We start from the raw sequence: 13703 nt of genomic DNA on the forward strand, positions 1-13703 counted from the left end.
CCTGCAAAACTCAAGGAGAGTGCATGTCTATCACGGCGAAATCCGTTTACCGTGACACGGGAAACTTTTTCCGTAATCAATTCATTACCATCTTGCTGGTATCGTTGTTGTGCGCGTTTATCACGGTGGTGTTAGGGCATGCCTTTTCTCCCACCGACGCACAAATTGCGCAACTTAGTGAAGGCGATCAGTTAACCAGCAGCGTGGGATTGTTCGATCTGGTGCAAAACATGACCCCGGAGCAACAGCAAATTTTGCTACGCGCTTCCGCGGCGTCGACGTTTTCCGGTCTGATTGGTAATGCCATCCTCGCCGGAGGCATTATCCTGATGATTCAGCTGATTTCAGCCGGTCATCGGGTCAGCGCGTTACGCGCCATCGGTGCCAGCGCGCCGGTTTTGCCGAAGCTGTTTATTCTGATTTTTCTGACTACTCTGCTGGTGCAAATCGGTATTATGCTGGTGGTAGTACCCGGTATTCTGCTGGCTATCCTGCTGGCACTTGCACCGGTGATGTTAGTACAGGACAAAATGGGTGTCTTTGCCGCGATGCGCAACAGTATGCGTCTGGCGTGGTCGAATATGCGTCTGGTTGCACCAGCAGTGATCGGTTGGCTGTTGGCAAAAACGTTGTTGTTGCTTTTTGCGCCAAGTTTTGCGGTACTTACGCCAAATGTAGGCGCGGTATTGGCGAATACGCTGAGCAATATGATCTCCGCCGTATTGCTGATCTATTTGTTCCGCCTGTACATGCTAATTCGCCAATAAACCCTGAACGCATTCCGGGCTTGTACCCGGTGCTTTTGATGACGGAATCGAAGAATGAAGCAGTTTCTTGATTTTTTACCGCTGGTTGTCTTTTTTGCTTTTTATAAGCTCTATGACATCTACGCGGCGACCTCGGCGCTGATTGTTGCGACGGCTGTGGTTTTGATTTACAGCTGGGTCCGCTATCGCAAGGTCGAGAAGATGGCATTAATCACTTTTGTTCTGGTAGCCGTGTTCGGTGGCCTGACCATTTTCTTCCACAATGATGAATTCATTAAGTGGAAAGTAACGGTGATTTACGGGCTGTTTGCCGGTGCGCTGCTGGTTAGCCAATGGGTAATGAAAAAGCCGCTGATTCAGCGCATGTTAGGTAAAGAGCTGAGCTTGCCACAGCCGGTTTGGACAAAACTTAACTTCGCCTGGGCCGTCTTCTTTATCCTGTGCGGTCTGGCGAATATCTATATCGCGTTTTGGCTACCGCAGAATATTTGGGTCAACTTTAAAGTGTTCGGCCTGACCGCCCTGACTTTACTATTTACGTTACTGAGCGGAGTCTATATTTACCGCCACCTTCCGCAGGAAGATAAATCGTAATAAATGCTCGCCAGATCTCCGGATCTGGCGAATTTTTATCCCTTCGCGTTCCTTGTTGCCAGCAACCAGGCTTACTTCCGCCCCGCAGGCCGCATCCCCTCTGTTCTCAGCGCGTAAATTCTAGTAGCATCGCGCCTGTAATCTTTCTCTATAGTCGGTTCTACAATGACAACAACGAATAACACTCCCCAGGGCGAACTGGTTTTACGCACTCTGGCTATGCCTGCCGATACCAACGCGAACGGTGATATTTTTGGCGGCTGGCTGATGTCGCAAATGGATATAGGTGGCGCTATTCAGGCCAAAGAGATCGCACATGGTCGCGTGGTAACGGTGCGGGTTGAAGGAATGAGCTTTTTGCGCCCGGTTGCCGTGGGCGATGTGGTTTGTTGCTATGCACGCTGCGTGAAACGCGGGACGACCTCGATCAGCATTAATATTGAAGTCTGGGTGAAGAAAGTCGCTTCAGAACCTATCGGCCAGCGCTATAAAGCTACCGAAGCCCTGTTTATCTACGTTGCCGTTGATAAAGACGGTAAACCGCGGCCGATTCCCTCCCTAGCCTGATAGCACGCGCAAGCATCGCCATCCGGCAATCATTCTGCCGGATTTGGCGTCGTAACGCCAAATCCGGCCTGATGCTTACTCGATCTGTGTTGTGCCGTTCAGGCGGAAAACAATATTCACCACCAGCCCGGAACCTGGCTTACCGGCTTCATAACGCCATCTGCGCATCGCATTTTTCACTTCACGCTCAAACATATTCGCAGGCTGTGCGGACAGAACTTCCACATTTTCAACCCGGCCATCCGAGGCCACGTCAAATTTGACCTTCACACGGCCTTCAATGCGCAACGCCTGTGCACGTGCCGGATATTGAGGCTGATTACGACTTAAGGCTCGCGGACCCGATGGTACGCTCACCGCCGGTTTAGTGGTTGCCGGAGCGGTACTGGTTGTTGGACGAGCAGGCGCCGTATTTTCAAACGGGGATGCCGGACGCGGCTCTGCTGGTTTAACATCACGCTTCGGCTGCTCTTCCACCTTTTTCACCGGTTTTGGCTTCGGCTTAGGTTTGGGCTTCGGTTTCTCAATCACTACCGGCGCTTCTTTTGGCGGTTCGGGGATCGGTTCTGGCTCCGGTTCAGGCTCGACGACAGGTTCCGGCGGCGGCTGAACGGCCTGAGGCGGTTCAAGATCGGCAGGCGCAACCATCGTAACGGAGATCGGCTGCGCTGGCGCAGGCAGTTCAATAACCTGATGTACCGAGGTATACAGCAAACCTGCCACTACAGCACCATGAATGCCGACAGAAAGTAACGTAGGCCAGGGAAAGCGACGAGGTAAATCAAGGGTCATTGAAGTCATAATCGTTTCAGTAAAAAAACCAGGCCCTGATTTTAAATGCAAATAGCAATCATATTCAATAAGACCGTGAAGCTAACTGGCATTTAAAACGCGATTTTATGATAAAAAACCATTTTCAAAGTATGGCCTTAACATATTAGTTATCTTTCCGTTGCAGTTACCAGGCCTTTCCAATAACGTAAATATGACCTTTTACCGTTCAAGGAGCTCTACCCGTGCTGTACGTTATTTACGCTCAAGATATCGCAGACTCTCTCGAAAAACGTCTTTCCGTACGCCCTGCTCATCTGGCTCGTCTGCAACTCCTTCATGACGAAGGCCGTTTGCTCACGGCGGGTCCCATGCCAGCGGTTGACAGTAACGACCCGGGCGCCGCAGGCTTTACCGGCTCAACGGTGATCGCAGAATTTGAATCTTTAGAAGCCGCGCAGGCGTGGGCGGAAGCCGATCCCTACGTAGCGGCAGGTGTTTATGCGCAGGTCTCAGTAAAACCGTACAAAAAAGTATTTTAAAAACAAAACGAAAAGCAGACATTGGGCACCGCCAGCGGTGCCCTTTTGAGATCAGATGTTGTGGATCGCAAACAGCAACGAGTTACGTTGATGGTTGAGAATACACTTTCTGATGGTATGGATACGCATATTACGGCGCGATTGTCCTTCAAGCCAACGTGCTTTACGGCGGCTAGCCTGACGCAGCATCCGCCAGCGTCCCACTTCCGTTCTACTACGCTTCATGTTTACTACTCTTTCAGTCACTGAACGGCCATTATAACGCCACACCGAATGCAGACCAGTGGTTTTCCCGTGTTTTTATTTGCCAGATTAATCCTGATGCGTAAACTCTTAACAATACGCTTTCAAAAGGATTTTTAAATTTATGACAACCTTCTACACCGTGGTGAGTTGGCTGGTCATTCTGGGTTACTGGGTACTCATTGCTGGCGTAACATTACGCATTCTAATGAAACGACGCGCAGTGCCCTCCGCAATGGCCTGGCTTTTGATCATCTATATTCTGCCATTGGTAGGGATCATTGCTTATCTGTCCTTCGGTGAGCTCCACCTTGGTAAACGTCGCGCCGAACGCGCCCGGGCAATGTGGCCGTCAACGGCCAAGTGGCTGAACGATCTAAAAGCCTGTAAGCATATTTTTGCGCAGGAAAACAGCAGCGTCGCGTCATCCTTATTTAAGCTGTGCGAGCGTCGTCAGGGAATCGCTGGCGTTAAAGGAAATCAACTGCAGTTGCTCACCAGTTCAGATGACGTGATGCAGGCATTGATCCGTGATATTCAACTGGCGCGTCACAACATCGAGATGGTGTTCTACATCTGGCAACCAGGCGGTATGGCCGATCAGGTCGCCGAGTCATTAATGGCTGCCGCAAGGCGTGGAATTCACTGCCGCCTGATGCTGGACTCCGCGGGTAGCGTGGCGTTCTTTCGCAGCCCATGGGCCGCGATGATGCGTAACGCGGGTATCGAGGTTGTTGAAGCGCTGAAAGTAAACCTGATGCGTGTATTTTTACGCCGTATGGACCTGCGTCAGCACCGCAAAATGATCATGATCGATAACTATATTGCTTATACCGGCAGCATGAACATGGTCGATCCCCGTTTCTTCAAACAAGATGCAGGCGTCGGGCAATGGGTGGATTTGATGGCGAGAATGGAAGGCCCGGTAGCCACCGCTATGGGCATCGTCTATTCCTGCGACTGGGAAATTGAGACCGGCAAGCGCATTCTGCCCCCGCCGCCAGACGTCAATATCATGCCGTTTGAGCAGGCCAGCGGCCACACCATTCACACAATCGCTTCGGGACCTGGCTTCCCTGAAGATTTGATTCATCAGGCGCTGTTAACCGCGGCTTATTCGGCACGTGAATATTTAATTATGACCACGCCCTACTTCGTTCCCAGCGACGATCTGCTGCACGCGATCTGTACGGCGGCACAGCGCGGGGTCGACGTCAGTATTATTCTTCCACGCAAGAATGATTCCCTGCTGGTTGGCTGGGCAAGCCGGGCCTTTTTCACTGAGCTGCTGGCGGCTGGCGTTAAAATCTATCAGTTCGAAGGTGGCTTACTGCACACCAAGAGCGTACTGGTCGATGGCGAGCTGAGCCTGGTCGGTACCGTTAACCTGGATATGCGCAGTCTGTGGCTCAATTTTGAAATCACGCTGGTCATTGATGATGCCGGATTCGGTGGCGATCTCGCAGCAGTACAGGATGATTATATTTCACGTTCTCGTCTGCTTGATGCCCGTTTGTGGGTAAAACGACCACTCTGGCAGCGGATCGCTGAGCGACTGTTTTACTTCTTTAGTCCGTTGCTGTAAAACGTGCCCATCAGACAGTAAACAGGTAGTCACTATGGATATGGATTTGAACAATCGCCTGACTGAAGACGAAACGCTTGAGCAGGCTTACGATATTTTTCTCGAACTGGCTGCGGACAACCTGGATCCAGCCGACATCATTCTGTTTAATTTACAGTTTGAAGAGCGCGGTGGTGCCGAGTTATTCGACCCTGCAGAAGACTGGCAGGAGCATGTTGATTTTGACCTGAACCCTGACTTCTTTGCTGAAGTGGTGATTGGTCTGGCAGATACAGAAGACGGCGAGATTAACGATATTTTTGCGCGCGTTTTATTATGTCGCGAAAAAGATCACAAACTCTGCCATATTCTCTGGCGCGAGTAACAAACAAAAAAGCTGCTCTCGCAGCTTTTTTCATTTTTAGCCCGGCAGTTTACTTCCGCAGCGGTTACAAAACTGCGCACTATGTTCATGCTGCGCCTGCTGACACTGCGGGCATCTACGCTGATATCCTCGCTGTTGGAATGCACTGCTCATGTGTGTGGTTATCAATCCGGTCGGTATCGCAATCACAGAGTATCCAATCAGGATAAGCACTGACGCCACCATGCGTCCCAACGGCGTGTGCGGTGTAATGTCACCGTAGCCGACGGTGGTGACCGTAACAATTGCCCAATACACAGACGCATTCAGCGTAGTAAAGCCATATTTGGGCCCTTCTATCAGATACATCATCGCGCCGAAAACAACCATCAGAATGGCAATAAAGGAATAGAACAACATCAGTTGATGACGGGCGCTTTTTAACGCATACCAGAACACTCGCAGAGAAGGCATAAAACGCAGCAGCTTGAGAATACGCAAGACGCGCAGGACACGCATCGCTCGCCAGGCGAAGACATAGCTCAAACTGATTTCAGGCCATAGCCACATCACGTATAGCGGTAGAATGGTGGCCAGATCGATAATCCCCCAGAAGCTAAACACATATTTAGCGGGATTGGCCCAGCTGCATAAGCGAAGAAAATATTCGAGAGTAAAGACCAGAGTAATAAAGACCTCCAGCCAGACAAAAATGCGCCATTCCTCGAAGGTTAAATGGTATTGCGTCCCGACGCCGGACTCAATGAAGATAACAATAACGCTGAGCAAGGCGAACAGCGCACACATACCTTCAAAGCGACGCCCTGAACGGGTGTTTAAATCGAATAATTTGCGATAGAGCGCGCGGCGGACAGAAGAGACTAAACCTGACACATATACCTCACCAAAAAGAAGGGCTGACCTTTGTCAGCCCTCAGGATTATAGCGGGTCTACTTTCAGGCAGGAAACTGCGTGACGGAAACTTCCTTCGAGAACCGGGCGGGTTTTTGCGCATTCCGGTCCGGCAATCGGGCAGCGCGTACGGAACACGCAGCCGGAAGGAGGATTAATCGGCGACGGTAATTCGCCTTCCAGCAACTGGATAACCTTGTTCCTTTCCTGATCCGGGTCGGGAATCGGCACTGCAGACATCAACGCTTTGGTATAAGGGTGCAGCGGATTATGGTACACCTCATCATAAGTCCCTAATTCCACCGCGTGTCCGAGATACATGACCAGCACGCGATCGGAGATATGTTTCACCACCGCCAGGTCGTGAGCAATGAAGATTAACGATAATCCCATTTCACGCTGGAGCTGTTGTAACAGGTTCACCACCTGGGCCTGAATGGATACGTCCAGCGCCGAAACCGGTTCATCGCAAATAATCAGCTTCGGCTCGAGGATCAGCGCCCGGGCAATACCAATACGCTGACACTGACCGCCGGAAAACTCATGCGGGTAGCGGTTAATCAGATTTGGCAGCAACCCTACCTTCATCATCATCGTCTTCACACGGTCGCGGACTTCCTGACCAGACAGGTTCGGATGATAAGTCCGCAGCGGTTCGGCAATGATTTCACCGATGGTCATGCGCGGGTTCAGTGATGCCAGCGGATCCTGGAAAATCATCTGAATATCGCTACGCACTTCCCGCCACTCATCGGGTTTCATGCCCAGCAAATCTTTACCCAGCCAGGCGACTTTTCCATCGGTGGCTTTCACCAGGCCAATAATCGCACGGGCAAAAGTCGATTTTCCACAGCCTGATTCGCCGACCACGCCCAGGGTTTCACCTTCATACAGTCGCAGAGTCACGCCATCAACCGCTTTCAGGGTTTTAGACGGCTGCCAGAACCACTGCTTACCGTCTTTAATGTCGAAATGGACTTTAAGATCGGCAATTTCAAGGAGCACTTTTCGTTGTTCGGTGACCGCATTCATACCAGTTCCTCCACCGGTTTAAAGCAGGCGCGCAGGCGGCCCGGACTAAACTCTTCCAGTGGCGGAGCACTGCTACAGATTTCCATCGCATGCGGGCAACGCGGCTGGAATGGACAGCCTTTTGGTAGACGCAACAGGTTCGGCGGGTTGCCCGGAATAGTCAGCATCTCTTCCCCTTCGGCATCCAGACGAGGTACGGCATTCAGCAAACCAATCGAATACGGATGAACGGGCTTATAAAAGACATCCCGCGCACTGCCATATTCCATGGTACGTCCGGCGTACATCACCAAAACTTTATCGCAAATACCGGCAACTACTCCCAGATCGTGGGTGATCATGATAATCGCAGTGTTGAATTCGCTTTTCAGTTCATTCAGCAGGGTCATGATTTGCGCCTGTACCGTAACATCGAGCGCGGTAGTCGGCTCATCGGCTATCAGTAATTTAGGCCTGCACAACAGTGCCATGGCGATCATTACGCGCTGACGCATCCCGCCGGAGAATTCATGCGGATACATTTTCATACGCTTACGCGCTTCCGGCATTTTCACCGCATCCAGCATTCTTACAGATTCTTCAAAGGCTTCCGCTTTGCTCATGCCTTTATGCAGCATGAGAACTTCCATCAACTGCTCACCGACTCGCATGTACGGATTGAGAGAGGTCATCGGGTCCTGGAAAATCATCGAGATTTGCTCGGCGCGCAGTTTGTTCAACTCACGTTCCGGTAAATTCAGAATTTCACGTCCGTTGAAGGTTGCGGAACCTCCGATACGGCCATTTGCCGCCAGCAGGCCCATCAGGGCAAAGGCCGTTTGCGATTTCCCTGAACCGGATTCCCCAACAATACCCAGCGTTTCTCCAGCTCGCAGAGAAAAGTTTAAATCGTTTACCGCAGTCACATCGCCGTCGGGAGTGGCAAACGTCACGCGCAGATCTTTAACGTTCAGCAGTGCGTTAGCCTGTTGTTGCGCGAGCGGCGCGGTTGAGGTTTCAATTACGCTCATGGCTGCACTCCTTAACGGTCTTTCGGGTCGAGGGCATCACGCAGGCCATCGCCAATAAAGTTAAAACAGAACAAAGTGACCACCAGGAAGCCTGCCGGGAACAGCAGCAGCCATGGTGAGACTTCCATCGAGTTGGCACCATCACTCAGCAACGCCCCCCAGCTACTTAACGGCTCCTGCGTCCCTAAACCCAAAAAGCTCAGGAAGGATTCAAACAGGATCATGCTGGGCACCAGCAACGAAGCGTACACCACCACCACGCCCAGCACGTTCGGCACAATATGACGGATAACGATGCGCACGGTAGATACCCCACCCACTTGCGCTGCTTCAATAAACTCTTTGCGCTTGAGACTCAGCGTTTGCCCACGCACAATACGCGCCATATCCAGCCAGGATACCATCCCAATAGCGACAAAAATCAGCAGGATATTTTGCCCAAAGAAAGTGACCAGCAGAATCACGAAGAACATGAACGGGAAGGAGTTGAGGATTTCCAGCAGACGCATCATCACGGAGTCGATTTTACCGCCGAGGTAGCCCGACAGAGAACCGTATAGCGTGCCGACAACTACCGCGACCAACGCCGCGGCAATGCCGACCATCAGCGAGATGCGACCGCCAATCGCCACACGAACCAGCAGGTCTCGACCTGACGAGTCGGTGCCGAAATAGTGTCCAGATTCTGTATCCGGCGCGCTGGACATCATACCCCAGTCGGTATCGAAGTAGGTAAACTGCGACAGCATCGGCGCCAGCGTCACAAACAGCGCAATAATCACCAGCACGACCAGGCTTGCTACCGCCGCGCGGTTATGCATAAAGCGTCGACGCGCGTCCTGCCACAGACTGCGGCCCTCGACCTCCAGCTTTTCACTGAAATTCTCCAGCGCTTCGCTGTTTTTCTTACTTAACATCATAGCGAGCTCCAGTATCAGTAACGAATTTTCGGGTCGATAACGGCATACAGCACGTCAACAATCGCGTTAAACACGATGGTCAGCGTCCCTACCAGTATGGTGAGGCTCAGGACCAGCGAATAGTCGCGGTTTAACGCGCCATTGACGAACAGCTGGCCAATGCCCGGCAAACCATAGATGGTTTCAATAACCATCGAACCGGTAATAATGCCGACAAATGCTGGTCCCATATAGGACAGCACGGGCAACAGCGCAGGTTTTAACGCATGGCGGAAAATAATCCGCCGCATCGGCAACCCTTTAGCGCGCGCGGTACGAATAAAGTTAGAGTGCAGCACTTCAATCATCGAACCGCGGGTAATACGGGCGATACTGGCGATATAAGCCAGTGACAAGGCCACCATCGGCAGGATCATAAATTTCAACGCCCCGCCGTTCCAGCCGCCTCCGGGCAGCCATTTCAAGGTTATAGCAAATATCATGACCAATAAGGGAGCGACCACGAAACTGGGGATAACCACCCCGGTCATTGCCACCCCCATCACCGTGTAGTCCCAACGCGTATTTTGTTTCAGCGCGGCTATCACCCCTGCGCTAACGCCAACGAGGACCGCCAGAATAAAGGCCGCAGCTCCCAGCTTCGCAGAAACCGGAAAGCTCGAGGCCACAAGGTCGTTTACTGTATAGTCTTTATATTTAAAAGATGGCCCAAAATCGCCATGCGCCAGCTGCTTGAGGTAGCTGAAGTACTGCGTCGAGATAGGATCGTTAAGATGATATTTCGCTTCGATATTAGCCAGTACCTCTGGCGGTAACGCGCGTTCCCCGGTGAATGGGCTTCCCGGCGCAAGGCGCATCATAAAGAATGAAATCGTAATAAGTATAAACAGCGTCGGAATCGCTTCCAGACAGCGACGTAATATAAATTTTAACATTGCCCGTACCTTCTGGCGTGTGCCTTTACACCTCTTCTAGCCCGACGTTCAGGTAAAGCGGTGTTAATAGTTCGAAGAAAAAAGACACTGTGGGGCAAAATGATTGCCCCACGTCTTGCCATTAATGCTTGATAATATACAAGTCTTTAACGTGGATATTATCCATCGGGTCTTTACCGGAGTATCCGCCAACCCATGGTTTCACCAGGCGGGCGTTAACATAGTAATAAACCGGTACAATCGCAGAATCTTTATCCAACTGCTGTTCCGCTTTCGAATACAGTTCGCTGCGCTGCGCTTCATCAGTCACTTTCAGCGTATCCGCAATCAGCTTATCAAACGCCGGGCTCTTATAGTGGACGGTGTTGTTGGAGCTGTCAGACAGCACCATATTCAGGAAGGATGTTGGTTCGTTGTAATCCGCACACCAGCCTGCACGCGAAACATCATAGTTACCCTGATGGCGCGTATCGAGGAATGTTTTCCATTCCTGGTTTTCCAGCTTCACGTTGGCGCCCAGATTTTTCTTCCAGATAGATGCCGCAGCGATGGCCAGCTTTTTATGCAGATCTGAGGTGTTATACAGCAGGTCAAAGGTCAACGGTTTTTCAGCGGTATACCCGGCTTCAGCCAGCAGTTTTTTCGCTTCTTCATTGCGTTTTTCCTGAGACCATTTGAACCACTCTGGTTCAACCAGTTTCGCGCCATCGGTGTAAGGAGGGGTAAAGCTATACGCCGGCAGGTCCCCCTGGTTTTTAACTTTGTTGACGATAATGTCACGATCCAACGCCAGTTTCAGGGCGGTACGAACACGAACATCGTTGAACGGTGCTTTCTGGTTGTTGATTTCGTAATAATAGGTGCACAGATACGGGTCAACGTGAACTTCGTTCGGGATCTCTTTTTTCAGTTTCTGGAATAACTCGATCGGCATGTTGTTATAGGTCATGTCGATTTCGCCGCTACGATAGCGGTTAACGTCAGTCACTTCAGAAGAAATTGGCAGGTAGGTAACCTGGTTAATAACCGTTTTGGCGTTGTCCCAGTAGTTGGTGTTACGCTCAAGTACAATGCGCTCGTTGACCACCCAGTCTTTCAGCTTATAGGCGCCGTTGGTGACGATGTTAGCGGGCTGGGTCCATTTCTCACCGTATTTTTCAACCGCTGCTTTAGGAACCGGAGAAACGGATGAGTGCACAAGCAATTTGTAGAAATAAGGAACCGGCTCGCTCAGGGTGACTTCAAATGTATGATCGTCGAGAGCTTTGACACCGAGATCGGTGATCGGCTTTTTGCCGGCGATAATATCGTCAATATTGACAATGTGACCGTACTGTAAATAACTGGCGTACGGTGACGCGGTATTTGGATTAGCCAGGCGTTGCCAGCTATACACGAAATCTTGCGCGGTAACAGGCGTGCCGTCAGACCACTTAGCGTCCTTACGCAGATGGAATGTCCACACCTTAAAGTCTTTATTTTCCCACTTTTCAGCCACGCCAGGCGATGGTTTGCCATCGACATCGCTGATTAATAAACCTTCAAACAGGTCACGGTTGATATTGGATTCAGGTACACCTTCGATTTTATGTGGATCGAGTGACTGAACTTCCGAACCGTTATTACGCACCAGAGTCTGCTTTTCAGCAAGCTGCACACCTGCTGGCACAACTGCCGCCGTAGCAACATTCCCAGCGATTAGCGCAGTTAGGATCCCCGCAGCTACTAAACTTTTTTTAGTGATGTTAGTCATTGTGTTTGTACTCCCTCATTATTATGGCTGGTTTTTTAACCAGACTGTTAATCCTGTCAGGATCCCTGTACGGCACCGGAGATTTTCTGCCGTCAGGTAGTTTCTTGTTTTACTGCTTGCTATCACCGACTTTATTTATTTCTGGCGATTCGTATGACCGCCTTGCGTCGATTATCTACGTGCCTCCCCTGCCGGAAACACGTTATTACCCTGTTGAGAGAAACTAATTGAAAATGATTCTCATCAACGTGAATTCTTCTGCATAATACCTGGCCGGAAAGTATCAAATGCGTTTCTTAACCGCCAATACATTTTACAAATTTGTTAACCAATTCTCTTTTATTGGAAATAAATCTCACTAAAAAAGTCTTACGAATGAAAGATTGTGACAATAAAACGATAAAAATCAATATATTGCATCACACGCAGTGTTAACCCCCCAGTCCTGTGTCAACACCACGCCAAAATACACATAAATTTAACAATTGGTTATTAATTAGCACATTCATCTAAAAAAAACGCTGAAATAACTAATAACATTTCGATAATCCTTCAGCAAGCCCCAGAGTATGATGTTAATAAAATAACAGTGACATCGGGATCCCTCTGATGGACCATTGAGTGTTATATCCATAAAATGGATGAATAAATCAATGAATAACCATCAGGTATTTTTATATTTCTATACTGATTTTCAACTTTAGTGAGAAGTTTTACTAATAACGAAAGGAAACGGAGCCGAAAGAGGCTCCGTTGATGCCGAAGAGGAATATCAGGCAAGTAAACCGGGGAAAATGGACTTGATTCCAGTCACAATGAATTCGATCCCTAAGGCCATTAACAACAATCCCATAATACGCGTAATGACGTTGATACCGGTTTGGCCCAGCAGCCGTACCAGCCACGGTGCCATGCGGAACAGTCCCCAACAGCACAGGGCAAACAACGCAATCGCCACAAAAAAACCAAACAGGTTAATCGCACTGTGATAACGCGTACCCCAAACAATAGTTGAGCTTATCGCCCCCGGCCCCGCCATTAACGGCAATGCCAGCGGCACTACGCCGATACTTTCGCGGATTGCTGTTTCTGATTTTTCCTGTTTGTTTTGCTTATCTTCGCCCAGTTTTCCGCTAATCATCGACATTGCGATAGTCACCACCAGAATGCCGCCGGCAATCCTGAACGAATCTATCGAGATTCCGAAGAGCTGCAGAATACCGTCACCAAGGAACAGCGAAGTCCACAGGATGATGGCAACCGACAGGTTTGCCGTAAGGTTGGTTTTATTTCGCGCAGCAGCCGTTTGATAGCTGGTCATACTGATAAAGACAGGGATGATCCCGACCGGGTTAACCAATGCGAATAACCCAATGAAAAATTTAAAATAGACAGGAAAATCAAATAGCGTTTGGATCACGGTTAGCTCCGAAGCGTTAGCCGGATAAAATGAGTCATAAAAATTGATAAAATCCGCGCTGAAGATACGCCTTTTGTCAGCATACTTCACCTTCTATCTGTGTATATCTACGTAAATACACTTCTAATACTTAGTGTTATTAATATGTATTAAATATGCTAATGTTAATAGCATTCACCCCACCAATTCATTAACACTTACCGATAAACGCTAAAAGGGCCTGCTGAAAGGTGTCAGCTTTGCGAAATTTTGATCCAGATCACGCAATTACTACTCAGAAGTGAGTAATCTGCTTACACCACCTGGAG

The 13703-nt window shown here is 49.9% G+C and carries 15 protein-coding genes; 6 read left to right on the forward strand and 9 right to left on the reverse strand.

What is annotated here, in order from left to right; all coding sequences use genetic code 11:
* The first annotated feature begins 23 nt into the window (after positions 1–23).
* The 3 genes from WC7_RS13055 to yciA all read left to right on the forward strand — a co-directional run bounded on the left by WC7_RS13055 (position 24) and on the right by yciA (position 1928).
* Complete coding sequence (locus tag WC7_RS13055) at positions 24–767, forward strand: YciC family protein (protein ID WP_016153264.1); 744 nt, start codon at positions 24–26, stop codon at positions 765–767.
* Between the two features lie 54 nt (positions 768–821).
* The gene (locus WC7_RS13050) at positions 822–1361 is read left to right on the forward strand and encodes a septation protein A (RefSeq protein ID WP_016153265.1); all 540 of its coding nucleotides are present in this window, start codon (positions 822–824) and stop codon (positions 1359–1361) included.
* Positions 1362–1526: 165 nt separating this feature from the next.
* Positions 1527–1928, forward strand: a complete 402-nt coding sequence (gene yciA / locus WC7_RS13045) for an acyl-CoA thioester hydrolase YciA (RefSeq protein ID WP_016153266.1) — start codon at positions 1527–1529, stop codon at positions 1926–1928.
* Positions 1929–2003: 75 nt separating this feature from the next.
* Here yciA and tonB read toward each other — a convergent pair whose 3' ends face one another.
* Positions 2004–2720, reverse strand: coding sequence for a TonB system transport protein TonB (tonB, locus tag WC7_RS13040; protein ID WP_016153267.1), 717 nt, complete (start codon positions 2718–2720; stop codon positions 2004–2006).
* A gap of 224 nt (positions 2721–2944) precedes the next feature.
* On the opposite strand from tonB, the gene WC7_RS13035 reads away from it, so the two are divergent.
* Positions 2945–3241, forward strand: a complete 297-nt coding sequence (locus WC7_RS13035; protein WP_003020675.1) for a YciI family protein — start codon at positions 2945–2947, stop codon at positions 3239–3241.
* Between the two features lie 51 nt (positions 3242–3292).
* On the opposite strand, the gene WC7_RS26700 is transcribed toward WC7_RS13035, so the two are convergent.
* The gene (locus tag WC7_RS26700) at positions 3293–3466 is read right to left on the reverse strand and encodes a YciY family protein (RefSeq protein WP_016153268.1); all 174 of its coding nucleotides are present in this window, start codon (positions 3464–3466) and stop codon (positions 3293–3295) included.
* Positions 3467–3608: 142 nt separating this feature from the next.
* Between WC7_RS26700 and cls the strand changes: the two genes are divergently transcribed.
* Together cls and WC7_RS13025 are read left to right on the forward strand one after the other, a co-directional pair.
* Positions 3609–5069, forward strand: coding sequence for a cardiolipin synthase (gene cls / locus WC7_RS13030; protein ID WP_003020687.1), 1461 nt, complete (start codon positions 3609–3611; stop codon positions 5067–5069).
* Positions 5070–5103: 34 nt separating this feature from the next.
* Positions 5104–5433 (forward strand): HI1450 family dsDNA-mimic protein, encoded by a 330-nt coding sequence (locus WC7_RS13025; RefSeq protein WP_003020691.1) that lies wholly within the window; start codon positions 5104–5106, stop codon positions 5431–5433.
* Positions 5434–5469: 36 nt separating this feature from the next.
* On the opposite strand, the gene WC7_RS13020 is transcribed toward WC7_RS13025, so the two are convergent.
* The 7 genes from WC7_RS13020 to ychE all read right to left on the reverse strand — a co-directional run bounded on the left by WC7_RS13020 (position 5470) and on the right by ychE (position 13395).
* A complete protein-coding gene (locus WC7_RS13020) occupies positions 5470–6306 on the reverse strand; it encodes an ion transporter (protein WP_016153269.1) in 837 nt (278 codons plus the stop codon).
* 46 nt (positions 6307–6352) lie between these two features.
* On the reverse strand, positions 6353–7357 hold the full coding sequence (gene oppF, locus WC7_RS13015) for a murein tripeptide/oligopeptide ABC transporter ATP-binding protein OppF (protein WP_016153270.1): 1005 nt from the start codon (positions 7355–7357) through the stop codon (positions 6353–6355).
* Entirely contained in the window at positions 7354–8367 is a 1014-nt protein-coding gene (gene oppD, locus WC7_RS13010; RefSeq protein WP_003833364.1) for a murein tripeptide/oligopeptide ABC transporter ATP-binding protein OppD, read from the reverse strand. The genes oppF and oppD overlap by 4 nt, the downstream gene beginning before the upstream one ends.
* An 11-nt stretch (positions 8368–8378) precedes the next feature.
* Complete coding sequence (oppC, locus tag WC7_RS13005) at positions 8379–9287, reverse strand: oligopeptide ABC transporter permease OppC (protein ID WP_003020701.1); 909 nt, start codon at positions 9285–9287, stop codon at positions 8379–8381.
* 14 nt (positions 9288–9301) lie between these two features.
* Positions 9302–10222 (reverse strand): oligopeptide ABC transporter permease OppB, encoded by a 921-nt coding sequence (gene oppB / locus WC7_RS13000; protein ID WP_003020708.1) that lies wholly within the window; start codon positions 10220–10222, stop codon positions 9302–9304.
* A gap of 121 nt (positions 10223–10343) precedes the next feature.
* Positions 10344–11975 (reverse strand): oligopeptide ABC transporter substrate-binding protein OppA, encoded by a 1632-nt coding sequence (gene oppA / locus WC7_RS12995; protein ID WP_016153271.1) that lies wholly within the window; start codon positions 11973–11975, stop codon positions 10344–10346.
* Between the two features lie 772 nt (positions 11976–12747).
* Positions 12748–13395 carry an NAAT family transporter YchE gene (ychE, locus tag WC7_RS12990; protein WP_003020714.1) on the reverse strand — a complete coding sequence of 216 codons (648 nt, stop codon included), beginning with the start codon at positions 13393–13395 and terminating at the stop codon, positions 12748–12750.
* Between the last annotated feature and the right edge of the window lie 308 nt (positions 13396–13703).

Source organism: Citrobacter sp. KTE151, from assembly GCF_000398845.1.
GTDB lineage: Bacteria > Pseudomonadota > Gammaproteobacteria > Enterobacterales > Enterobacteriaceae > Citrobacter > Citrobacter braakii.

Coding starts and splice junctions, on each gene's coding strand:
- WC7_RS13025 (WP_003020691.1), top strand. CDS start 5,104: ATGGATATGGATTTGAACAATCGCCTGACTGAAGACGAAACGCTTGAG.
- cls (WP_003020687.1), top strand. CDS start 3,609: ATGACAACCTTCTACACCGTGGTGAGTTGGCTGGTCATTCTGGGTTAC.
- tonB (WP_016153267.1), bottom strand. CDS start 2,720: ATGACCCTTGATTTACCTCGTCGCTTTCCCTGGCCTACGTTACTTTCT.
- oppB (WP_003020708.1), bottom strand. CDS start 10,222: ATGTTAAAATTTATATTACGTCGCTGTCTGGAAGCGATTCCGACGCTG.
- WC7_RS13050 (WP_016153265.1), top strand. CDS start 822: ATGAAGCAGTTTCTTGATTTTTTACCGCTGGTTGTCTTTTTTGCTTTT.
- oppF (WP_016153270.1), bottom strand. CDS start 7,357: ATGAATGCGGTCACCGAACAACGAAAAGTGCTCCTTGAAATTGCCGAT.
- oppC (WP_003020701.1), bottom strand. CDS start 9,287: ATGATGTTAAGTAAGAAAAACAGCGAAGCGCTGGAGAATTTCAGTGAA.
- oppA (WP_016153271.1), bottom strand. CDS start 11,975: ATGACTAACATCACTAAAAAAAGTTTAGTAGCTGCGGGGATCCTAACT.
- WC7_RS13055 (WP_016153264.1), top strand. CDS start 24: ATGTCTATCACGGCGAAATCCGTTTACCGTGACACGGGAAACTTTTTC.
- oppD (WP_003833364.1), bottom strand. CDS start 8,367: ATGAGCGTAATTGAAACCTCAACCGCGCCGCTCGCGCAACAACAGGCT.
- yciA (WP_016153266.1), top strand. CDS start 1,527: ATGACAACAACGAATAACACTCCCCAGGGCGAACTGGTTTTACGCACT.
- WC7_RS26700 (WP_016153268.1), bottom strand. CDS start 3,466: ATGAAGCGTAGTAGAACGGAAGTGGGACGCTGGCGGATGCTGCGTCAG.